Genomic DNA, 21,252 nt, shown 5'->3' with positions numbered 1-21,252 from the left:
TCGTACTAGTGGGAGTGACCGTGGCCGTGACCGGCGTCGGCCTCGTCCTCGGCCGGCTTCTCGACGACCAGGGTCTCGGTCGTGAGCAGCAGCGACGCGATGGAAGCGGCGTTCTCCAGGGCGGAGCGGGTGACCTTGACCGGGTCGATGACGCCGGCCTTCACCAGGTCGCCGTACTCGCCGGTCGCGGCGTTGAAGCCCTGACCCTTGTCGAGCTCGGAGACCTTCGAGGTGATGACGTAGCCCTCGAGGCCCGCGTTCTCCGCGATCCAGCGCAGCGGCTCGACGGCGGCGCGGCGCACGACCGCGACACCCGTGGCCTCGTCGCCGGTCTTGCCGAGGTTGCCCTCGAGGACCTTGACGGCGTGGACCAGAGCGGAGCCACCACCGGAGACGATGCCCTCCTCGACCGCGGCGCGGGTCGCGGAGATGGCGTCCTCCAGACGGTGCTTCTTCTCCTTGAGCTCCACCTCGGTGGCGGCACCGACACGGATCACGCACACGCCGCCGGCCAGCTTCGCGAGGCGCTCCTGGAGCTTCTCACGGTCCCAGTCGGAGTCCGTGGACTCGATCTCGGCCTTGATCTGGTTGACGCGGCCCTTGACGTCGGCGGAGTCGCCGCCGCCGTCGACGATGGTCGTGTCGTCCTTGGAGACGGTGACGCGGCGGGCGGTGCCCAGCACGTCGAGACCGGCGCCGTCGAGCTTGAGGCCGACCTCTTCGGCGATGACGGTCGCACCGGTGAGGGTGGCGATGTCACCGAGCATGGCCTTGCGGCGGTCACCGAAGCCCGGGGCCTTCACCGCGACGGCGTTGAAGGTGCCACGGATCTTGTTGACGACGAGGGTGGAGAGCGCCTCGCCCTCGACGTCCTCGGCGATGATCAGGAGCGGCTTGGAGGCGCCGGCCTGGATGACCTTCTCCAGCAGCGGGAGCAGCTCCTGGATGGAGCCGATCTTGCCCTGGTGGATCAGGATGTACGGGTCGTCGAGGACGGCCTCCATACGCTCCTGGTCGGTCACCATGTACGGGGAGAGGTAGCCCTTGTCGAAGGCCATGCCCTCGGTGAACTCGAGGTCCAGACCGAAGGTGTTGGACTCCTCGACGGTGATGACACCGTCCTTGCCGACCTTGTCCATCGCGTCCGCGATGAGCTCGCCGACCTGGCTGTCCTGCGCGGAGAGCGCGGCCACGGCGGCGATGTCGGACTTGTCGTCGATCGGGCGGGCGGTCGCGAGGAGCTCCTCGGACACGGCCTTCACGGCGGCGTCGATGCCCTTCTTCAGGGCGGCCGGGGACGCGCCCGCGGCGACGTTGCGCAGACCCTCGCGGACGAGTGCCTGGGCGAGCACGGTGGCGGTGGTGGTGCCGTCACCCGCTACGTCGTTGGTCTTGGTCGCCACCTCCTTCACCAGCTGCGCACCGAGGTTCTCGAACGGGTCGTCGAGCTCGACCTCGCGCGCGATGGTGACACCGTCGTTGGTGATGGTGGGGGCGCCGAACTTCTTGTCGATGACGACGTTGCGGCCCTTCGGACCGATCGTCACCTTCACCGTGTCGGCAAGCTTGTTGACGCCGCGCTCAAGGGCGCGACGGGCGTCCTCGTCGAACTTCAGGATCTTCGCCATGGGCTGATCTGTCCTCTCAAACGAACTGCGCCCCTCGCCGCCCGGCTAGTTATTTCGCAGGGGGCCAGGGGCGCAGAACAGAAGCAAACGTGGGTGAACTACTTCTCGACGATCGCGAGAACGTCGCGCGCCGAGAGGACGAGGTACTCCTCGCCGTTGTACTTCACCTCGGTGCCGCCGTACTTGCTGTACAGAACGACATCGCCGGTCTTGACGTCGAGCGGAAGGCGCTCGCCGTTCTCGAAGCGGCCCGGGCCCACGGCCAGGACGACGCCCTCCTGGGGCTTCTCCTTGGCGGTGTCCGGAATAACCAGGCCGGAAGCCGTGGTCTGCTCGGCGTCGAGCGGCTGGACCACAATGCGGTCCTCGAGCGGCTTGATCGCAACCTTGGAGCTGGTGGTCGACACGATCCGGTCTCCCCCTTCGGAGATCTCACGGGGTTTAACAGTCTGTGGGTGGCGACCAGGTCGATCCGTCGTCGCGGGTGCCGGACCTGCCGTGTCGCACAGTGGTGCTGGCACTCTCCAGTGGGGAGTGCCAGCACTGAGACTATGGCCGCGATTAGCACTCGGTCAAGCCGAGTGCCAATTCACCACCCCCGCGTGGCGCCCCGGGACCGGCGTACGCCCGGACAGCGCGGGAGAGGGCCGCGGTGTTCCGGGCGCGGCCGGCTCTCAGACGTAGTCCTCCAGCTTGGCCACGGCGTACCCCTTGTCCGTGATCGTCTTCATGACGCGGCGGACCATGTCGGTCATGGATCCCTTCCATTCCCCGGGTCCGCGGAAGTGGGTGAGGATGATGTCGCCAGGGTGCAGGTCCCGGTCCCACTCGCGCCACTCCATGTGGTCGGGGAACGCCTCGGCCGCCCACAGCGGTACGGCCTCGATGCCGCAGGACTTGGCGATGCGCAGGGTGTCGCCGTTGTAGTTGCCGAACGGCGGCCTGAAGAGCGTGGGCCGCTTCCCGAAGTACTTCTCGATCTTGTCCTGCTCGCCGCAGATCTCCCGCCGCTGGTCGGCCTCGGAGAGCCCGGGCAGATAGCGGTGGTTGAGGGTGTGGTTGCTGAGGGTGACGCCGCGCGCCTGCATGTCCTTGAAGTAGCCGTAGTCGTCGCTGACCACGTAGTCGCTGAGGAAGGCGCTGTACGGGATGTCCAGCTCAGTCATCATCCTCAGCAGTTCGGGGTCCTTCTCCGCGCCGTCGTCCATCGTCAGGAAGACGATCCGTTCCTCGGTCGGGACGGTGGTGAAGACCGGGGGCAGCGCGTCCCCGCCCTCGACCTCGAACCCCTCGCGGGTGGTGATGCGCGGCTTCCGCGCGGGCGGCGGCGGGGCCGTCAGCGGGACCTTCGCCAGCCCCCACTTCTTCGCCGCGGCCACCCGCGCGGCCTGCTGCCGTTTCAGCCGCTCGGCGCGGGCCTCCGCCGCCCTGGCCGCGTCGGCGGCTGCCGCCCCGGGACGGCCGACGGCCGGCCGGTCCCGCTGCCCCTGGCCCGCCCCACCGCCGTCCGCCCCTTCGGCGCATGCGGAGGCGAGGGCGGCGACCAGCAGGGCCGCCAGAACCGAGCGGACCGGCTTGTGCCGCTTCATGGCGGATTTTTCGTTTTGTCGTACTGGCTGCATGGCGCCGCATCCTGCCAGCCGGTCGGCGGCCCTCCGCCCCGACACCTCCGGCGGGCCCGGCACGTCCCCCGGCTGGCTCACAATGGACCGGTGAACGCCCACCTCCCTGCGGACCCAGCAGACCCTTCCGACCCGCTCGCCGCATTCGCCGCCCTGCGTACCCCCGAGGGCGCGGCGCTGCTGGCGGAGCTGCGCGACCATGACCCCGCCCAGGAGCTGGCCACGGCGACGCGGCTGCGGCGCACGCACTCGGCCGGACTGGTGTCGGCGGCGCTCGGCCAGGCGCGGCTGCGGCAGCGCGCGGTGGCGAAGTTCGGGGCGGCGGACGCGTACCGCATGTTCTTCACCCCGAACGGCGTGGAGCAGGCGACCCGGACCTCGGTCGCCGCCTACCGCGCCGAGCGGTTCGCCGGACTCGGCGTACGGAGCGTGGCCGACCTGTGCTGCGGGATCGGTGGCGACGCGATCGCGCTGGCCAGGGCGGGCATCTCGGTGCTGGCCGTGGACCGCGACCCGCTGACCGCCGAGGTCGCCCGCGCCAACGCCGCGGCCCTGGGCCTCAAGGACCTCGTCGAGGTGCGCCGCGCGGACGTCACGGAGATCGACACGTCCGGGTACGACGCGGTCTTCGTCGATCCGGCGCGGCGCGGCGGACGCGGCCGGATCTTCGATCCCGAGGCCTACTCGCCCCCGCTCTCCTGGGCGACCGAAGCGGCGCTGAGGGCTCCCCGCGCGGCGCTGAAGATCGCCCCGGGTGTCCCGCACGAGGCGATCGGCCCGCAGGCCGAGGCCGAGTGGATCTCGGACGGCGGTGATGTGAAGGAGGCCGTGCTCTGGTTCGGCGAGGGCTTCACCGCCGGACGTTTCCGGGCCACCCTGCTGCCGTCCCGCGCGACCCTGACCGCCGACGCCCCGCTCCCCGCCCCGCCCGTGGGGCCGGTCGGCCGCTATCTGTACGAGCCCGACGGCGCCGTCATCCGCGCCCATCTGGTCGCCGCCGTCGTGGAGCGGTGCGGGGGCAGGCTGGTCGACGAGACGATCGCGTACGTCACGAACGACGAGCTGTACGTGTCCGACCGCACGACCGCGTACGAGATCACCGACCGGTTGCCGTTCAACATGAAGAAGCTCAAGGCCCTGCTGCGTGAGCGGCGGGTCGGCGTGCTGACCGTCAAGAAGCGCGGCTCCGCCGTCGAACCCGAGGAACTGCGGCGGAAGATGAGACTCCAGGGCCCGCACGCGGCCACCGTCTTCCTGACCCGGGTGGCCGGGGCCCCGACCATGCTGATCGGGCAGCCGGTGAAGCGGCCCTGATCAGCCCCGGAGGGCCCGGCCGGGGCCCACCGTCCGGAGCACCCGGCGCCGGTGCGCGTACGCCCTGCGCAGGCCGGGCAGTCCCGTCGCCCAGGCGATGAGCCCGAGCCCCGTCAGCCAGGCCACCAGCCCGTACGTCTCGTGACCCGCCCTGGCCTTCGCCGGGACGACCACGCACACGAACAGCCCGCCCGCGCACAGCGGGTACGGCAGGAGCGTCCGGGCGAGGCTCGACGCGGGCCTGTGCAGCGGCAGGTCCCCGGCCGGGTCGCGGTCCAGCCCGCCCCAGTCCTCCAGGAGCCGGCGCACCTGTCCGTCCCTGGTGGCGCCGGGGGCGAGGAAGACGCCCGCCGGGATCGTCAGGCACGCGCCGACGGCGATGCGGAGGATCGCGACGAGCACACCGACGGCGTCCGGGGCCCCCTCCGGCATGAGCAGCACGGTGCCGGTCCACGATCAGCCCAACGCGACGGGCCCCGCCCACATCCACGGTTTCCCGGGCCGACCCGGCCCGATGTACATCGTGACCAGTTCGCCGAGGATCACCGCACGGTCCCGGCGCCGGGTGTTCCGGCCGGGCCAGGTGCGGATCTCCTCGGGCGGTACGGGCGGCGGTAGCGGATTACGACGTGACATGGCCCAGACATCACCGACGCGGGCACCACCGGTTCGGGCGGTCAGGCCGGCCCGGGACGGGTCAGGCCGGGTCAGGTCAGCGGGTACGACGTCCGGCCTGACGCCTCGTCGATCTCGTCGTGTGCCTTGGTGAGCAGCTTCATGGCCAGTTCGTTGAGCGCGCGGGCGCCGGCGATCTCCTCGCCGACCCTCGGCTGTTCCGTGTCGGAGGGGTGGCGGCTGGCGTATCCGTGGGCCCGTACCTCGGTCCCGTCACCGAGCCGCACAAGAGCGGCCGCGCGGGTGCGGTGGGTGTCCTCTTCGAATTCCAGCTCGATATGCCATCCGACAGTGGTCTCCATCATGACGGTCACCTCCCAGGATTCCTGTTTCCAGGGTGCGCCCGTTCCCGGGGCGGCGCACGGCGCGGCCGGTTCAGGCGTTGCGGAGGGCCTCGATGTCCAGCTTGCGCATCCCGAGCATCGCCTTCACGGCCCGTTCCGCCCTGGCCGGGTCGGGGCCGCCGAGCAGTTCGGGCAGCACGCGCGGGACGATCTGCCAGGACAGGCCGTACCTGTCCTTCAGCCAGCCGCACATGCTCTCCTCGCCGCCCTCGGTGAGCTTCGCCCACAGGGTGTCGACCTCTTCCTGGTCCGCGCAGTCCACGCTGAGCGAGACGGCCTCGCTGAAGGTGAACTGCGGGCCGCCGTTGAGCGCGATGTACTCCTGGCCGGCGAGCACGAAATTAACGGTCAGCACGGTCCCGGCCTCCCCGGGGGACGCCTCGTCGTAGTAGCTGATGTCGACGACGCGCGAGTCTCCGCCGAAGACGGAGACGTAGAACTCCGCGGCTTCCTGGGCCTTGTCGTCGAACCAAAGGCAGGGCTTGATCTTCTGCATGGTGTCTCTCCTTCACACGGTGTGTGGCGCGACGCTGTGGAAGGTAGACCCGGCCCGCGCCGGAAACTCATCGGGACACGCCCCCTCCGCGCGAGCGGAGGGGGCGTGTCCGCCGGGGAGGTCTCAGCCGTCCGCCGGACCCAGTGACTCGAAGCGCCAGCGGTGCACCGCGCGGGTGATCAGCCCGGGGTCCGGTTCGGGCAGCTCGGGCAGCTCGTCGTCGTAGGCGGCCTCCCACCAGGTGAGGACGAGCACCCGGTCCTGCGGGGCGCGCAGCAGCTCGCTGCGCAGCGGCTCCCGGGCCAGCTCGGCCGTCCTGGCCCGGGCCCACTCCAGGAGCTCGGCGCCCCGGCCCTCGGTGGCGCGGGCCTCCCACATCAGGGCGACGGTCATGAGTAGAGGTTGTCCTTGCTGACCTCGTGCACGTGGTCGTGGGTGTGGCTGTGCGCCCCCGGCACGTGTGGTTCGGTGACCGGCAGCGAGGAGTCCGCGGAGAGCTCCCAGTCCGAGGCCGGGCGGTTGCGGGCGACCATCTCCGCGCCGAGCGCGGCGACCATCGCCCCGTTGTCCGTGCACAGTCCGGGCCTGGGGATGCGCAGCCGGATCCCGGCCCGCTCGCACCGCTCCTGGGCCAGGGCGCGCAGCCGCGTGTTGGCCGCGACACCGCCGCCGATCATCAGGTGGTCGACGCCCTCGTCCTTGCAGGCCCGCACGGCCTTGCGGGTCAGCACGTCCACCACGGCCTCCTGGAAGGACGCGGCGACGTCCCGTACGGGCACGTCCTCGCCGGCCGCGCGCTTCGCCTCGATCCAGCGGGCCACCGACGTCTTGAGCCCGGAGAAGGAGAAGTCGTACGCCGGGTCGCGCGAGCCGCTGAGCCCTCGCGGGAACGCGATCGCCTTCGGGTCACCCTCCTTCGCCAGCCGGTCGATGACCGGGCCGCCGGGGAAGCCGAGCTGCAGCACCCGGGCGATCTTGTCGAAGGCCTCGCCCGCCGCGTCGTCGATCGTGGCGCCCAGCGGGCGTACGTCGCTGGTGATGTCCGGGGCCAGCAGCAGCGAGGAGTGCCCGCCGCTGACCAGCAGGGCCATCGTCGGCTCGGGCAGCGGGCCGTGCTCCAGCTGGTCGACGCAGATGTGCGAGGCGAGGTGGTTCACCCCGTACAACGGCTTGTTCAGCGCGTACGCGTACGCCTTCGCCGCCGACACTCCGACGAGCAGTGCCCCGGCGAGCCCGGGGCCGGCCGTGACCGCGATGCCGTCGAGGTCGCGGGCGCTGATCCCGGCCTCCTTCAGGGCGCGCTCGATGGTGGGGACCATCGACTCCAGATGGGCCCGGGAGGCGATCTCCGGCACGACGCCGCCGAAGCGGGCGTGCGTGTCGACGCTGGACGCGACGGCGTCGGCGAGCAGCGTCGTGCCGCGCACGATGCCCACGCCGGTCTCGTCGCAGGAGGTCTCGATGCCGAGTACGAGCGGTTCGTCAGCCATCAGTCAGGTCTCTGTTCCTTGTACGGTCAGCCGCATGACGAGTGCGTCGATGTTCCCCGGCTGGTAGTAGCCCCGGCGGAAGCCGATGGGTTCGAAGCCGAAGCGTTCGTAGAGCTTCTGCGCGCGGGTGTTGTCGACCCGGACCTCCAGGAGCACCGCGGCGCACTCGAAGGCCGTGGCGTGTCTGAGCAGGTCGGTCAGGAGTTCGGAGCCGAGGCCGCCGCCCCACTGGCCTCGGCTGACGCCGATCGTCTGCACGTCGGCGAGGTCGCCGGCCGAGGCGAGGCCCGCGTAGCCGACGATCCGCCCGTCGACGGGGTCCTCGGCGACGACGTAGCGGTGGGTGGCCCGGGGGCCGCGGGAGCGCACCAGCTCGGACCAGAACATGCCGGCCGACCAGGCGTCCTCGGGGAACAGCTCGTGCTCCAGCTCGAGCACCGGGTCGATGTCCCACCAGCGCATCTCGCGGAGCACCGCGGTCGCGGTCGTCACTTGGGGGTGACCACCTTGTAGTTCCTCGGCACCTGGGCGTCGGGCCTGCGCAGGTAGAGCGGCTGCGGGGGCAGCAGCTCCTCCCCGGCGGCCAGGCGGTCGGCGGCGAGGGCGGCGAGGGCGCCGGCGGAGACGTGTTCCGGCCCCCGGGCGTCCGGGAAGGAGTCGGGGTAGAGCAGGGCGCCCGCGCCGACGACGGGCAGTCCGGCGAGCTGTCCGGCGACGTCGGCGGGCCGGTCGACAGCGGGTTCACCGCTCGTGCGGCCGTCCTCGTAGCGCGCCCAGTAGACCTCCTTGCGGCGCGCGTCCGTCGCGACGGCGAACGGGCCTTCGAGGCCGCCCCGCCGTGCGGCGTACGCGAGGCCGTCGAGGGTGCACAGCCCGTGCACGGGCACGGAGAGGACGGAGCCGAACGTCGCCGCGGTGACCAGACCGACGCGCAGCCCGGTGTAGGGGCCGGGGCCCACGCCGACGACCACGCCGGTCACGGCGTCGAGTGTCACCCCGGCCTCGGCGAGGACACGGTCGACGGCGGGCAGCAGGAGCTCCCCGTGCCTTCGGGCGTCGACCTGGCCGGTCTCGGCGACGACGGAGGTCCCGTCGTGGAGGGCGACGGTGACGGCGGGGGTGGCGGTATCCACGGCGAGCAGGAGCACACGAACAGCCTACGGCTCCGCCGACCCGGTCACGGCAGCCCGTACGGCGTCCCGGTCCGCCCTTCCGCTGCTGGTACCGTCGCCCGGGTACACACGTGTACGACGTAAATGCTTGTACGACATGCGACGGCGGGCGCGCGACGAGGGAGTTCACGGTGGCAAGGGGCAGCTCGGGAATCGTGGCCGCGCTCACCGCCGCGGCGGTGGCCGCGGTCTGTTTCCTCGCCTACCAGGCGTCGGCGAACGCGCCGGAATCGGTGGCCACCCCTTCGGCGGAGGCCTCCGGCAGCGCGTCGGCGAAGCCCAGCGAGAAGCCCGCCGCCCCGAAGGAACCTCTCGCGGTCCCGGCGGACTCCGACTCCGGGGCCCGCGTCGTGTACGCGCTGAAGGACCGGCGGGTGTGGATCGTGGACGCCGGGGAGAAGTCGCTGCGGACGTTCGCCGTCATGCCGAGCTCCGTGAGCCCGCTGCCGGGTGTCTACACGGTGACCTCGCGTTCGGGCACCATCAAGGGCTCGGACGGCGTACTGATCGAACACGTGGTGCGTTTCGCGAACGTCGACGACGTGTCCGTGGGCTTCAGTGCCGCGCAGGACGGCTCCATGGAGAGCCCCGACCCGACGCTGAAGACCGGCGGCGTGCGGATGAAGCGCGCCGACGGCAACGCGCTGTGGGCCTTCGCGACGGTCGGCGCCAAGATCGTCGTCGTCCCGTAGCGCGGTCTGCCGGCCCGGCCCCTGAGACGGGCCGCGGCAAGCCCTTCGTCAGGCCGCGTCGCGCGCCTGGCCGCGATCGTCCTCGACGGAGTCCTCCGCGTCCTCGGGCGCCTCGCGGGGCGGCGTCGAGACCGCCGTCGCCGCGGCGCAGGAGGCCAGCAGGTCCTTCATCGACACCGCGGACACCGGCGGCGGATCCGTCTGCGGCGACTGCGGCTGCACTTCGCGCTCGGGTGTCGGCATGCATGCCTCCTCGGGCTTCGGCGGGAGACGTGGTTAGGCAGACCTAACCAGATCTCACGTCCATGTGACCACGGCCGACGCCCCCGGCGCAACATTTTACCGACGGCCTGTCGGAAAGCGCCCCGGTGTCAGGCTCTCGCCAGGTCCTCCCGTAGCCCGCTCCACCGTGTCCCGATGCCCATGAGGGTCACGGTCCGGCGCTCGTCGTCCGTGTCGCCGACCGCGCGGTGGATCAGGACGCGCAGCCGGTCCTCCGACAGCTCCTCGACCTTTCCGTCGCCCCACTCCACGACGACCACCGACTCCGGCAGCGACACGTCGAGGTCCAGGTCCTCCATCTCGTCGAGCCCGCCGCCCAGGCGGTACGCGTCGACGTGGACCAAGGCGGGGCCCGTGCCCAGCGACGGGTGGACCCGGGCGATCACGAAGGTGGGTGAGGTGACGGCACCCCGTACGCCGAGGCCCTCGCCGAGCCCGCGGGTCAGGGTGGTCTTGCCCGCGCCGAGCTCGCCGGAGAGCATCACCAGGTCGCCGGGGACCAGCACACCGGCGATGAGGCGGCCGAGGTCCAGCATCTGTTCGGGGGACTCCACGGCGAGGTCCAGGGTGACGGTGCCGGGTACGGCGGTGCCGGCCGCAGGGCCGTTCTGCGCTGCTTCCATGTGGGCAACGTTAGAGGATCAGGACACCTCGGCCGGAACCGCTCCGATCCTCACCAGCAGGTCCGCGAGCCGGTCGGTGACCGTCTCCGGGTGCTCCAGCATCACCAGGTGCCCGGCGTCCGGCACGATGACCAGCTCGGCGTCGGGGAGCTGGTCCGCGATGGCCTCACTGTGCGAGCTGGGCGTCACCAGGTCCTTGTCGCCGGCCAGGATCAGCACCGGGACGTCGCGGAACGCGGGCAGCGCCCCGCTCTTGTCGTGCTCGGTGAACGCCGGGTAGAACTCGGCGACCACGTCGATGGGGGTGGCCTCGATGAGCCGCTCCGCGAAGCGGGACACCGCCGGGTCCACGTCCCGCGATCCGAACGAGTACCGCTTGATCAGCCCCGCGAACAGGTCGGCCGTCGCCCGCCTGCCGCGCTCCACCAGCTCCGCCTGTGACCCGAGCGCCTTCAGCACACCGGGCAGCACCCGGCGCACCGCGTTCACCCCCGCCACGGGCAGGCCGAAGTTCACCTCGCCGAGCTTCCCGCTCGACGTGCCGACGAACGCGACCGCGGCCACCCGGTCGCGGATCAGCTCCGGGTAGCGGTCGGCGAGCGCCATCATCGTCATACCGCCCATCGAGTGTCCGACGAGCACCAGCGGGCCTTCGGGGGCCGCCGCGTCGATGACCGCCCTCAGGTCGCGGCCGAGCTGGTCGATGCCGACCGGCACGCCCTCGGCCTGCGCCCTGCCCCGCTCGGAGCGGCCGTGGCTGCGCTGGTCCCAGTGGACGGTACGGACCAGGCCGCGCAGGGCCGCCCGCTGGAAGTGCCAGGAGTCCTGGCTGAGGCAGTAGCCGTGGCTGAAGACGACGGTGACGGGTCCGGGCGCCTTGCGGCCGAAGAGCCTGCGCCGGCGCGACGGGCCGGTGCCGGGGTTCGCGCCGGAGCGGCCCGTGCCGGTGGTGTCCTCGACCTCGTCGACCTCGTAGTACAGCTCGGTCCCGTCGTCGGCGACGGCGTGGCCCGGGATCCCGCGCAGGGAGCCGTACGGGCCGGAGGCGTCCAGGGCGAGCCGGGCCTTCTTGCGCATGCCGCGGCCCACCGTGAGCCGCTCGACGGCGACGCCGGCGGCCGCGCCCGCGGCGATGACACCTATCGCCGCCCCGGCGATACCCGCCCGCCGCCAGCCGGCCGCCACGACGACCGCCGTCGCCGCCACGTCCCCCGCGCTGGTCTCGCTCACCGTGCCGTGCTCCTCACCGTTGTCGTCGCGGTCGTCGGGTCAGCCCCGGTCGGGGGCCTCGTGCAGATGGACGCGGGGTACGCGTCCGCCGATGCGCGTGACGATCTCGTACGCGATCGTGCCGGCCGCCTCCGCCCAGTCCTCGGCGCTCGGCTCGCCCCGGTCCCCCGGCCCGAACAGCACCGCCTCGTCGCCGGGTTCGGGGGTGTCGCCGCCGAGGTCGACCACGAACTGGTCCATCGCGACGCGGCCCGCGACCGTCCGTCGCCGGCCGGCGAGGAGCACGGGGCCACGGCCCGAGGCGTGCCGCGGGATGCCGTCCGCGTAGCCGACCGGCACCAGGGCCAGGGTCGTCTCGGCGGAGGTCGTGTAGTGGTGGCCGTAGCTGATGCCGTGGCCCGGCGGCACCTGCTTGACCAGTGCCACCGAGGCGGCGAGCGTCATCACGGGGCGCAGGCCGAAGTCGGCCGGGGTGCCCAGCTCGGGTGCGGGCGAGAGGCCGTACATGGCGATCCCGGTGCGGACGAGGTCGAAGTGGGACTCCGGCACCGTGAGCAGCGCCGGGGAGTTCGCGATGTGCCGCACCTCCGGCTCGACGCCCTCCTTCTCCGCGTACGCCACCATGTCGCGGAACACGTCCAGTTGGGCGGCGATCGACGGGTGGCCCGGCTCGTCGGCGCAGGCGAGGTGCGACCAGAGGCCGGTGACGCGCAGGGTGCCCGCGGCCTCGGCGGTCCGGGCGGCGGCGACGAGCTCCGGCCAGTCGGCGGGCTGGCAGCCGTTGCGCCCGAGGCCCGTGTCGGCCTTGAGCTGCACCCGGGCCGGGATCCCGGCCTCGGTGGCGGCGGCGACGACCTCGCCGAGCGCCCACATGCCGCTCACCGACACGTCGATGTCGGCCTCGATCGCCTCGCGCCAGGGCCCGCCGGGCGTCCACAGCCAGCACATCACCCGGCCGCCGATCCCGGCGGCGCGCAGTGCGAGCGCCTCCTGCGGGGTCGCGGTGCCCAGCCAGGTCGCGCCCGCCTCCAGCGCGGCCCTGGCGCAGGGCAGCGCCCCGTGCCCGTACGCGTCGGACTTCACCACGGCCATGAGCTGCGCGCCGGACGCCCGCGCACGCAGTGCGCGCACGTTGGCGCGCAGGGCGGCGAGGTCGATCTCGGCACGGGCTCTCAGGGACGCTGTCTCGTTCATATCGCGTCCAGTGTCTCAGAGCCGTACGCCGGTGCCCTCGACCTCCCGGGTGCGGTGAGGCGTCAGCCGTGCCCGAGCCCGTGTTCCAGGTGCTCGACGAGGACCGGGACATGACTGGCCGCGACGTCCCTCACGGCCGTGACGAGGGTGACGGGGCCGCCTTGACGCAGCAGGCCGAGGAGTTCGGCGACGGCCTGCTCGTGGGCCGGGTCGCGGAGCTCGGTGCGGTAGCGGTCGACGAAGTCGTCGTACCGCTTCCCGGAGCGGTCCTGGTGGTACCAGGAGCGGAGCTCGGCCGACGGTGCGGCGTCCTTGGCCCACACGTCGACGGCGGCGTGCTCCTCGGTGATCCCGCGCGGCCGGAGCCGGTCGACGAGGACGCGTGTGCCGTCGTCCTCCTCCGGCGGGTCGTACACCCTGCGTACGCGTACGGCGTCGTCGCTGTCCATGTCCGATCACCCTTTCCGCTGCCGTCCTGGTCCTGCCGGCGTGGATCAGGCCCGCACGTCCCGCCAGGCCGCGGGGATCGCGTCGGCGACGTCCTGCGCGGCGACGGGCGCGCCGTCGGACGCGCGGCGGGCCGCGAGGCCGTGCAGGTAGGCGCCCACGGAGGCCGCGTCGCGCGGGGCCAGTCCGGCGGCGAGCAGTGAGCCGGCCAGTCCGGAGAGCACGTCGCCGCTGCCTGCCGTGGCCAGCCAGGACGTGCCCGTCGGGTTGACCCGGACCGGTGCGTCCCCGGCCTCCGCGACCAGCGTCGTCGGCCCCTTGAGCAGCACCGTCGCGCCGTAGCGCGCGGCCAGTTCGCGTACGGCGGCGAGCCGCCCGGCCTCGACCTCCTCGCGCGGGACGCCGAGCAGCGCGGCGGCCTCCCCGGCGTGCGGGGTGAGCACGGTGGGGGCGGTGCGCGCGCGTACGGTCCCGGCGTCCATCAGCCGCAGCCCGTCCGCGTCGACGAGCACGGGCACGTCCGAGGCCAGCACGTCCAGGACCGCGCCGGCCGCCGCCGAGGAGTCGCCGAGACCGGGCCCGACCACCCAGGCCTGCACCCGTCCGGCCTTCGACGGCGGCCCGGGGTGCACGAGGGTCTCCGGGTGGCGGGCGATCACCGCGTCCGCGCCGGGGCCGGAGTAGCGCACGGCTCCGGCTCCTCCGCGCAGCGCGCCCGCGACCGCGAGGACTGCGGCGCCCGGGTACCGCTCCGAGCCGGCGGCCACGCCGACCACCCCGCGCCGGTACTTGTCGCTCTCCGCGCCGGGCACGGGCAGGAGGGCGGCGACGTCGGCGTACTGGAGGGCCTCCAGGTCGGGGCGTCCGGGCAGTTCGGGTCCCAGGCCGATGTCGACCAGGCGCAGCGCGCCCGCCCGGGCGGCGGCCGGGTCGATGAGGAGGCCCGGTTTGTACGTGCCGAAGGTGACGGTGGCGTCCGCGCGTACGGCGGCGCCGGGCACCTGTCCGGTGTCCGCCTCGACCCCGCTGGGCAGGTCCACGGCCAGCACGGGTGCGTGGCCCGTCGTGACGGCGCGCACCAGTGCCTCGGCGTCGGGGCGCAGGCCGCCCCGGCCGCCGATCCCGGTGATGCCGTCGACGACGAGGTCGACGGGGCCGAGGCCGTCGGGGGTGTCCAGGACCTGCCCGCCGGCCGCGAGCAGGGCCGCCAGTCCGCCCGGGTGGACCTTCTCCGGGGCGGTCAGCAGGGCCCGTACGCCCGCCCCGCGGCGGGCCAGCCGGGCCCCGGCGTACAGCGTGTCGCCGCCGTTGTCACCGCTGCCGACGAGGAGGAGGACGCGGGACCCGTACACCCGGCCGTTGCGCCGGAGCAGGTCGCCGCAGGCCACCGCCAGTCCGGCGGCGGCACGCCGCATGAGGGCGCCCTCCGGCAGTCGTGCCATCAGCGCCTGCTCGGCGGCCCGTACGGTCGAAACGCTGTACGCCTGTCGCATGGGTCAACCCTCCGCGATCACCACGGCCGACGCCACCCCCGCGTCGTGGCTGAGCGACACGTGCCAGCCTTTCACCCCCAGCTCGGCGGCGCGGGCCGCGACCGTGCCGCGCACCTCCAGCCGGGGCTGTCCGCTCTCCTCGACGCACACCTCGGCGTCCGTCCAGAGCAGCCCGCCGGGGGCGCCGAGCGCCTTGGCCAGCGCCTCCTTGGCGGCGAACCGGGCGGCGAGGGAGGCGATCCCGCGCCGCTCGCCGCTGGGCAGCAGCAGTTCCCTCTCCAGGAAGAGGCGGTCCGCCATCTGCGGCGTCCGCCGCAGTGCCGCGCCGAACCGTTCGATCTCCGCCACGTCGATCCCGACCCCGATGATCACGTACTCACCCTCATCCACTACTCCACGGTCACGGACTTCGCCAGATTGCGCGGCTGGTCCACCTCGTTGCCGCGGGCCGTCGCCAGTTCGCAGGCGAAGACCTGCAACGGCACGGTGGCGACCAGCGGCTGAAGCAGCGTAGGCGTAGCGGGGATCCGGATGAGGTGGTCGGCGTACGGGACGACCGCCTCGTCGCCCTCCTCGGCGATGACGACGGTACGGGCGCCCCGGGCCCTGATCTCCTGGATGTTCGACACGATCTTGTCGTGGAGCACGGAGCGGCCGCGCGGGGACGGCACGATCACGACGACCGGCAGCCCTTCGTCGATGAGGGCGATCGGCCCGTGCTTGAGCTCGCCCGCGGCGAAGCCCTCCGCGTGCATGTACGCGAGCTCCTTGAGCTTCAACGCGCCCTCCAGGGCGACCGGGTAGCCGACGTGCCGGCCGACGAACAGGACGGTGTCCCGGTCGGCGAGTGAGCGGGCGAGGGCGCGCACGGGCTCCATGGTCCCGAGGACCTGCTCGACCTGGCGGGGGATCTCGGAGAGCTGACGGACGACGGTGCGGATCTCGTCGCCCCACTTGGTGCCGCGGACCTGTCCGAGGTAGAGCGCGACGAGGTAGCAGGCGACGAGCTGGGTCAGGAACGCCTTGGTGGAGGCGACGGCGACCTCGGGCCCGGCGTGGGTGTAGAGGACGGCGTCGGACTCCCTCGGGATCGTCGAGCCGTTCGTGTTGCAGATGGCGAGGACCTTCGCGCCCTGTTCGCGGGCGTGCCGCAGGGCCATCAGGGTGTCCATGGTCTCGCCGGACTGGGAGATCGCGACGACCAGGGTGTGCCGGTCCAGGATCGGGTCGCGGTAGCGGAACTCGCTGGCGAGTTCCGTCTCGCAGGGCAGCCGGGTGACGTGCTCGATGGCGTACTTGGCGATCATCCCGGCGTGGAACGCGGTCCCGCAGGCGATGATGACGACCTTGTCGACCTCCCTGAGCTCGCTCGGCGGGATCCGCACCTCGTCGAGGTGGAGCGCGCCTGAGGCGTCGATCCGGCCGAGGAGGGTGTCGGCGACGGCCTTCGGCTGGTCGGCGATCTCCTTGAGCATGAAGGAGGTGTAGCCGCCCTTCTCCGCGGCGGAGGCGTCCCAGTCCACGTGGTACGCGCGTACGTCGGCGGGCCGGCCGTCGAAGCCGGTGACGGTGGCCCCGTCCCGGCGCAGCTCCACCACCTGGTCCTGGCCCAGCTCGATCGCGTCCCGGGTGTGGGCGATGAAGGCGGCCACGTCGGAGGCCAGGAACATCTCCCCCTCGCCGACGCCCACCACCAGCGGCGAGTTCCGCCGGGCCCCGACGACCGTGTCGGGCTCGTCGGCGTGCACGGCGACCAGGGTGAACGCGCCGTGCAGCTGCCGGCACACCTGGCGCATGGCCTCGGCGAGGTCACCGGCCGAGGAGTACGCCTCCGCCAACAGGTGGGCGACGACCTCGGTGTCGGTCTCGGAGGACAGCGCGTGGCCGCGTCCGGCGAGCTCCTCGCGCAGGGCGGCGAAGTTCTCGATGATCCCGTTGTGGACGACGGCGACGCGGCCCGCGTTGTCGAGGTGCGGGTGCGCGTTGGCGTCGGTCGGGCCGCCGTGCGTGGCCCAGCGGGTGTGCCCGACACCGGTGTTCCCGGCGGGCAGCGGCCGGTCCTTGAGCTCCTTCTCCAGGTTGAGGAGCTTTCCGGCCTTCTTCGCCCCGGCCAGCCCGCCGTCCGAGAGGATGGCGACCCCCGCGGAGTCGTACCCCCGGTACTCCAGCCGCTTCAGCCCCGCGACGACGACATCCTGCGCCGACTGCCCACCGACGTAACCCACGATTCCGCACATATCGGCACCATAAGGCCCCTTCCTGTCGCTGCGCAGGTCCGGCGTGTGTCGGGGTTCCGCGGGCCGCCGAAAAGTGCCTGTCGCCCTGTCAGCACTGGCTGCTAACCTGCGGCTTCCCCCCGCACCGCCGCCCGCCACCCGTCTGCGTGCCCACGCGTCCTCGGCCTCCGAGTCCGTGCGGCAACGGCCGCGTCCGTCCGAGGATCGTCATGTCTCCGTCCGCACCCCCGATACGCGCGCAGTTCAATCTGTGCGTCAGCATCCCCTCCCTCGCCGACCTGCGTGCCGCCCTCCTCGCCGGCGACTGGGGGACGGTCGAGGACTACTTCGACTTCCTCGACGACGAGGACGACCGCGCGGTCGCCGCCGGTGTCGTCGACTCCATCAGCTCCACCACACGGTTCCTGGAACAGGCCGCGGCGCGGCACCCGCGGTCCGCGCTCGCCCGCACGCTGGTCGCGCGGCAGTACATCACCACCGGCTGGGACATCCGCAGCGCGTACACGGCCGAGCACGTCTCGCGCGATCAGTTCCAGCAGTTCCACGCGTGGCTGCGGCGCGCGGAGCAGCTCCTCATCGACGTGTGCGCCGAGCACCCGGCGTACGCACCGGCGTGGGCGGCCCGGCTGACCACCGCGCGGGGGCTCCAGCTCGGGCAGAGCGAGGTGCGGCGGCGCTACGACCGGCTGGCCGAGCACCACCCGCACCACATCTCCGCGCAGTCCTCGATGCTCCAGAAGCTGTGCCCCAAGTGGGGCGGCAGCTGGGAGGAGGCGTTCGGTTTCGCGCGCGCCTGCCTGGAGTCGGCGCCTCCCGGCAGCCACGCGGGCCGGCTGATCGCCGCGGTGCACCTGGAGCGCTGGCTGGAGGACGCCGACGAGGGCCACAGCACCTATCTGCGGTCGCCCGAGGTCCGGGACGAGATCCTGGCCGCCGCCGCCCGGTCCGTGCGGCATCCGGACTACCGGCCGGGCTTCCAGTGGATCACCGACCACAACGAGTTCGCCGGGGCGCTGAGCCTGGGCGGTCACCACCGTGAGGCCGCGCCGTTCTTCCGCACCCTCGGCGACAGGGCCACCGAGTCGCCCTGGAACTACGTGGGCGACAAAGAGGTCCAGTTCCTCAAGCACCGCAAGACCGCACTGGCGAAGGGCTGAGCTCGATGTCCCAGGAAACACCCGTGCGCGCCGACGCGGGAGAGGCCGGCATCCGTGAGACCGAGGTCGACGGCATCCGTACGGTGCTCGTCGCGTCGCCCGGACCGGTCGGCGCCGGGCTCCTCTTCCGGGTCGGTGTCGCCGACGAGACGCTCGCCACGACGGGCATCACCCATCTCGTCGAACACCTCGCCCTGCACCGCCACGGCCTGTCCGACCTGCACTTCAACGGCGCCACCGCCGTCACGTACACCCACTTCCACGCCACGGGCACACCCGAGGAGGTCACGGCCTACCTCAACGGCGTCTGCGCGGCCCTGTGCGACCTGCCGCTGGAACGGCTGGAGACCGAACGCGAGATCCTGCGCACCGAGGCGGCGGGCCGCAGCCGCGGCCCCCACCACCAGCTGCCGCTGTGGCGTTACGGAGCCCAGGGCTACGGCCTCAGCAGCTACAGCGAACACGGCACCTGGCACCTGACGGCCGAGGCCGTGCGCGACTGGGCGCGGACCCGTTTCACCCGCGACAACGCGGTCCTGTGGATCACCTCGGACACCGTCCCCGAGGGCCTCGACCTCACCCTCCCCCGCGGCACCCGGCACCCCCTGCCCGCGCCGACGTCCACGCTGCCCGTCACCCCGGCCTACATCGGCGGGGACAGCGGCGGTGTCGTCCTGGACGGCATCGTCCGGCGCTCCACGGCCGCCTCGCTCTTCACCGAGGTGCTCGGCCGGGCGCTCTACACGGACCTGCGCCAGAAGGGCGGCTACTCCTACGTGGCCGACGCCGACTACAGCCCGCGCGACAACGACTTCGCGACGATCACGGCCGTCGCCGACGCGCTCCCGAAGAAGCAGGACGCGGTCGTCGGCGGGTTCGTCGACACCCTGGCCCGGCTGCGGGCCGGCACCGTCGAGCGGTCCGAGCTCGACTCGGCCCGCGCCAAGGTCCTCAAGCAGTACGACACCCCGGACCTCGGGGCCGCCCGGCTGCCCTCGTACGCCCTGAACCTGCTGACCGGGCACCGCAACCTCACCCCCGACGAACACCGGGCCGAGCTCGCCGCCGTCACCCTGGACGACCTGCGCGAGGTCGCCGTCGAGCTGCACTCCACGGCACTGCTCCAGGTCCCCGGCCGGGGCGCGGACTGGGCGGGCTTCACCGAGGCACCGCAGTGGTCCACGGACACCCCGACGGGCCAGGGCAGCCGGCACCGCTCCCTGGCGGACGCCTCGACGCTGCTGACCGTGTCCCCCGAGGCGGTGACCCTGGAAACCCCGTCCGGCCAGGTCACCGTGCGCTACGACGCCTGCGCGGCCCTGCTCGTCCACCCGGACGGCGGACGGCAGCTCACGGGCCTCGACGGCTTCCAGCTCCGCGTGGAGCCCACCCTCTACAAGGGCCTCACCCCGGATCGCACGGCCGTCATCGACGCGGCGGTGCCACCCTCGGCGGTCATCCCCATGCCACCCCGCGACCCGGACCACATCCCGCACCCGGACAGGAGCGGCGGCACCCGGCGGACGGCGCTGTCCCGCGTCAGGACGGCGGTCCGGGGGCTGACGGCACGGCGGCGGGGGCCGGCGGGCGGGTGAGGGTGGTCCCCGCCGTCACCCGATGGCCGCCGGGACAGCAGGTCGGTCCACATCGCGGATGCGGTGTTCCCTTCGGGTCGGGCGCGTGCCGGGCAGCGGTGCGGTAGCAGGCGTCGTCGTGGAGGACGGCGAGGCCGTGGTGAGCAGCCGTCGCGGCGATCATGAGGTCCACTGCCGGAGCGCTGCGGTGCTTCCCGGCCCCGGCCAGACACTGCCGCACCGCGCCGATCCGATCCGACGTCCCGCGCGGCGGACATGTCCACGGTCTCGTCGTACTCACGACCGGTTGGGGCACTGTGGAGGAACTCCGCACGCTGTGGATAGCAGGAGGCCCTCGCCTCGGCGCTGATCGCGTCGTACCAGGCTGATCGCAGATCGGCGTCGCCGAGTAGGCGTACCGGTCCGGAGGTGTCGAGCGGACAGATCACCGCGCGTCCTCATCCGCCCGGTGCCGACGCCCGGCGTCCTCGACCGCTCCCCACTCCCGCCCGCACCCCTCCCCCACGTGATCGACCCCACCCCCCGCTCCGTTCGAACTCCCGCGACAATGAGTACGTGATCACTTCGCCCGCACGGAGCCCCCGCCGCACCGAGCACGCGCCGACGCCCTACGTCGACCTGACCCGGGCGGAATGGAGCGCGCTGCGTGACAAGACGCCCCTGCCGCTGACCGCCGAGGAGGTCGAGAGGCTGCGCGGGCTCGGTGATGTCATCGACCTCGACGAGGTGCGGGACGTCTATCTGCCGCTGTCCCGGCTGCTCAACCTGTACGTCCAGGCCACCTCCGGTCTGCGCGGGGCGCTGAACACCTTCCTCGGGGACGCGGGCAACGGGCACGGGGAGCAGCGCGGGACGCCGTTCGTCATAGGGGTCGCGGGCAGTGTCGCGGTCGGCAAGTCCACCAGCGCCCGCATCCTGCAGGCCCTCCTGGCGCGCTGGCCCGAGCACCCCCGGGTGGAGCTGGTGACGACCGACGGGTTCCTGCTGCCGATGAAGGAGCTCCAGGCACGTGGGCTGATGTCGCGCAAGGGTTTCCCGGAGTCGTACGACCGGCGGGCCCTGACCCGGTTCGTCGCGGACATCAAGGCGGGCAAGGACGAGGTGACGGCGCCCGTCTACTCGCACCTGATCTACGACATCGTGCCGGACGAGCGGCTCACCGTGCGCCGTCCGGACATCCTCATCGTCGAGGGCCTGAACGTGCTGCAGCCCGCGCTGCCCGGCCAGGACGGCCGGACGAGGGTGGGGCTCGCGGACTACTTCGACTTCAGTGTGTACGTGGACGCGCGGCCCGAGGACATCGAGACCTGGTACCTGAACCGCTTCCGACGGCTGCGTGAGACGGCGTTCCAGAACCCGTTCTCGTACTTCCGCAAGTACACCCAGGTGTCCGAGGAAGAGGCGCTGGACTACGCGCGCACCATGTGGCGGACCATCAACAAGCCGAATCTGCTGGAGAACGTCGCGCCCACGCGGGGCCGTGCCACCCTGGTGCTGCGCAAGGGGCCGGACCACAAGGTCCAGCGGCTTTCGTTGCGCAAGCTCTGAGCCCCGGGGGTCC

At 72.6% G+C, this 21,252-nt stretch carries 23 protein-coding genes; 5 read left to right on the top strand and 18 right to left on the bottom strand.

Features of this window, described 5'->3' with window-relative positions:
* Positions 1-5 precede the first annotated feature (5 nt).
* From groL to ACFWVP_RS06985, 3 genes are all read right to left on the bottom strand, one after another.
* Positions 6-1,628, bottom strand: a complete 1,623-nt coding sequence (groL, locus tag ACFWVP_RS06995) for a chaperonin GroEL (protein WP_384494222.1) — start codon at positions 1,626-1,628, stop codon at positions 6-8.
* A 98-nt stretch (positions 1,629-1,726) separates the two neighbouring features.
* Positions 1,727-2,035 carry a co-chaperone GroES gene (groES, locus tag ACFWVP_RS06990; protein ID WP_003966899.1) on the bottom strand — a complete coding sequence of 103 codons (309 nt, stop codon included), beginning with the start codon at positions 2,033-2,035 and terminating at the stop codon, positions 1,727-1,729.
* A gap of 267 nt (positions 2,036-2,302) precedes the next feature.
* Positions 2,303-3,250 carry a polysaccharide deacetylase family protein gene (locus tag ACFWVP_RS06985; RefSeq protein WP_384494220.1) on the bottom strand — a complete coding sequence of 316 codons (948 nt, stop codon included), beginning with the start codon at positions 3,248-3,250 and terminating at the stop codon, positions 2,303-2,305.
* 90 nt (positions 3,251-3,340) lie between these two features.
* Between ACFWVP_RS06985 and ACFWVP_RS06980 the strand changes: the two genes are divergently transcribed.
* Entirely contained in the window at positions 3,341-4,564 is a 1,224-nt protein-coding gene (locus tag ACFWVP_RS06980; RefSeq protein WP_384494218.1) for a methyltransferase domain-containing protein, read from the top strand.
* Here ACFWVP_RS06980 and ACFWVP_RS06975 read toward each other — a convergent pair whose 3' ends face one another.
* From ACFWVP_RS06975 to tsaB, 7 genes are all read right to left on the bottom strand, one after another.
* Positions 4,565-4,996, bottom strand: a complete 432-nt coding sequence (locus tag ACFWVP_RS06975) for a hypothetical protein (protein WP_384494216.1) — start codon at positions 4,994-4,996, stop codon at positions 4,565-4,567.
* Between the two features lie 275 nt (positions 4,997-5,271).
* On the bottom strand, positions 5,272-5,544 hold the full coding sequence (locus tag ACFWVP_RS06970) for a DUF1876 domain-containing protein (protein WP_384494215.1): 273 nt from the start codon (positions 5,542-5,544) through the stop codon (positions 5,272-5,274).
* Positions 5,545-5,614: 70 nt separating this feature from the next.
* The gene (locus ACFWVP_RS06965; protein ID WP_384494213.1) at positions 5,615-6,079 is read right to left on the bottom strand and encodes a VOC family protein; all 465 of its coding nucleotides are present in this window, start codon (positions 6,077-6,079) and stop codon (positions 5,615-5,617) included.
* 123 nt (positions 6,080-6,202) lie between these two features.
* Entirely contained in the window at positions 6,203-6,472 is a 270-nt protein-coding gene (locus ACFWVP_RS06960; protein ID WP_384494211.1) for a hypothetical protein, read from the bottom strand.
* Entirely contained in the window at positions 6,469-7,569 is a 1,101-nt protein-coding gene (gene tsaD, locus ACFWVP_RS06955) for a tRNA (adenosine(37)-N6)-threonylcarbamoyltransferase complex transferase subunit TsaD (protein ID WP_384494209.1), read from the bottom strand. Before tsaD ends, ACFWVP_RS06960 begins: the two co-directional genes overlap by 4 nt.
* A gap of 3 nt (positions 7,570-7,572) precedes the next feature.
* On the bottom strand, positions 7,573-8,061 hold the full coding sequence (rimI, locus tag ACFWVP_RS06950) for a ribosomal protein S18-alanine N-acetyltransferase (RefSeq protein WP_384494208.1): 489 nt from the start codon (positions 8,059-8,061) through the stop codon (positions 7,573-7,575).
* The gene (gene tsaB, locus ACFWVP_RS06945) at positions 8,058-8,717 is read right to left on the bottom strand and encodes a tRNA (adenosine(37)-N6)-threonylcarbamoyltransferase complex dimerization subunit type 1 TsaB (RefSeq protein WP_384494206.1); all 660 of its coding nucleotides are present in this window, start codon (positions 8,715-8,717) and stop codon (positions 8,058-8,060) included. The genes rimI and tsaB overlap by 4 nt, the downstream gene beginning before the upstream one ends.
* A 155-nt stretch (positions 8,718-8,872) precedes the next feature.
* Between tsaB and ACFWVP_RS06940 the strand changes: the two genes are divergently transcribed.
* Positions 8,873-9,433, top strand: coding sequence for a hypothetical protein (locus ACFWVP_RS06940; protein WP_384494205.1), 561 nt, complete (start codon positions 8,873-8,875; stop codon positions 9,431-9,433).
* Between the two features lie 48 nt (positions 9,434-9,481).
* Here the strand turns inward: ACFWVP_RS06940 and ACFWVP_RS06935 are convergent, their stop codons facing one another.
* The 8 genes from ACFWVP_RS06935 to glmS form a co-directional block, all read right to left on the bottom strand.
* Positions 9,482-9,676: a hypothetical protein gene (locus ACFWVP_RS06935; protein ID WP_384494203.1), complete on the bottom strand. Its 195-nt coding sequence runs from the start codon at positions 9,674-9,676 to the stop codon at positions 9,482-9,484.
* Positions 9,677-9,804: 128 nt separating this feature from the next.
* On the bottom strand, positions 9,805-10,338 hold the full coding sequence (gene tsaE, locus ACFWVP_RS06930; RefSeq protein WP_384494202.1) for a tRNA (adenosine(37)-N6)-threonylcarbamoyltransferase complex ATPase subunit type 1 TsaE: 534 nt from the start codon (positions 10,336-10,338) through the stop codon (positions 9,805-9,807).
* Between the two features lie 18 nt (positions 10,339-10,356).
* The gene (locus ACFWVP_RS06925) at positions 10,357-11,568 is read right to left on the bottom strand and encodes an alpha/beta fold hydrolase (RefSeq protein ID WP_384494201.1); all 1,212 of its coding nucleotides are present in this window, start codon (positions 11,566-11,568) and stop codon (positions 10,357-10,359) included.
* Positions 11,569-11,607: 39 nt separating this feature from the next.
* Positions 11,608-12,762 (bottom strand): alanine racemase, encoded by a 1,155-nt coding sequence (alr, locus tag ACFWVP_RS06920; protein ID WP_384494199.1) that lies wholly within the window; start codon positions 12,760-12,762, stop codon positions 11,608-11,610.
* Between the two features lie 62 nt (positions 12,763-12,824).
* A complete protein-coding gene (locus ACFWVP_RS06915; protein ID WP_384494197.1) occupies positions 12,825-13,211 on the bottom strand; it encodes a DUF488 domain-containing protein in 387 nt (128 codons plus the stop codon).
* A gap of 45 nt (positions 13,212-13,256) precedes the next feature.
* Positions 13,257-14,702: an NAD(P)H-hydrate dehydratase gene (locus tag ACFWVP_RS06910; protein WP_384494195.1), complete on the bottom strand. Its 1,446-nt coding sequence runs from the start codon at positions 14,700-14,702 to the stop codon at positions 13,257-13,259.
* Positions 14,703-14,705: 3 nt separating this feature from the next.
* Entirely contained in the window at positions 14,706-15,074 is a 369-nt protein-coding gene (locus tag ACFWVP_RS06905; RefSeq protein WP_384494369.1) for a holo-ACP synthase, read from the bottom strand.
* A 17-nt stretch (positions 15,075-15,091) separates the two neighbouring features.
* Positions 15,092-16,939, bottom strand: coding sequence for a glutamine--fructose-6-phosphate transaminase (isomerizing) (gene glmS, locus ACFWVP_RS06900; protein WP_384494193.1), 1,848 nt, complete (start codon positions 16,937-16,939; stop codon positions 15,092-15,094).
* Between the two features lie 209 nt (positions 16,940-17,148).
* Here glmS and ACFWVP_RS06895 point away from each other — a divergent pair, with 209 nt between their 5' ends.
* The 3 genes from ACFWVP_RS06895 (at position 17,149) to coaA (ending at position 21,239) form a co-directional block, all read left to right on the top strand.
* On the top strand, positions 17,149-18,096 hold the full coding sequence (locus tag ACFWVP_RS06895) for a hypothetical protein (RefSeq protein ID WP_384494191.1): 948 nt from the start codon (positions 17,149-17,151) through the stop codon (positions 18,094-18,096).
* Positions 18,097-18,101: 5 nt separating this feature from the next.
* Positions 18,102-19,691 (top strand): M16 family metallopeptidase, encoded by a 1,590-nt coding sequence (locus ACFWVP_RS06890; RefSeq protein WP_384494190.1) that lies wholly within the window; start codon positions 18,102-18,104, stop codon positions 19,689-19,691.
* A gap of 555 nt (positions 19,692-20,246) precedes the next feature.
* Positions 20,247-21,239, top strand: coding sequence for a type I pantothenate kinase (coaA, locus tag ACFWVP_RS06885; protein WP_384494188.1), 993 nt, complete (start codon positions 20,247-20,249; stop codon positions 21,237-21,239).
* The last annotated feature ends 13 nt before the right edge of the window (positions 21,240-21,252 follow it).

The sequence above is a fragment of the Streptomyces sp. NPDC058637 genome (assembly GCF_042717325.1).
In the GTDB taxonomy this organism is placed as follows: Bacteria; Actinomycetota; Actinomycetes; order Streptomycetales; family Streptomycetaceae; genus Streptomyces.
Note: the sequence above shows the minus strand (reverse complement) of the source record. Positions and strands in the feature narration are given on the sequence as shown.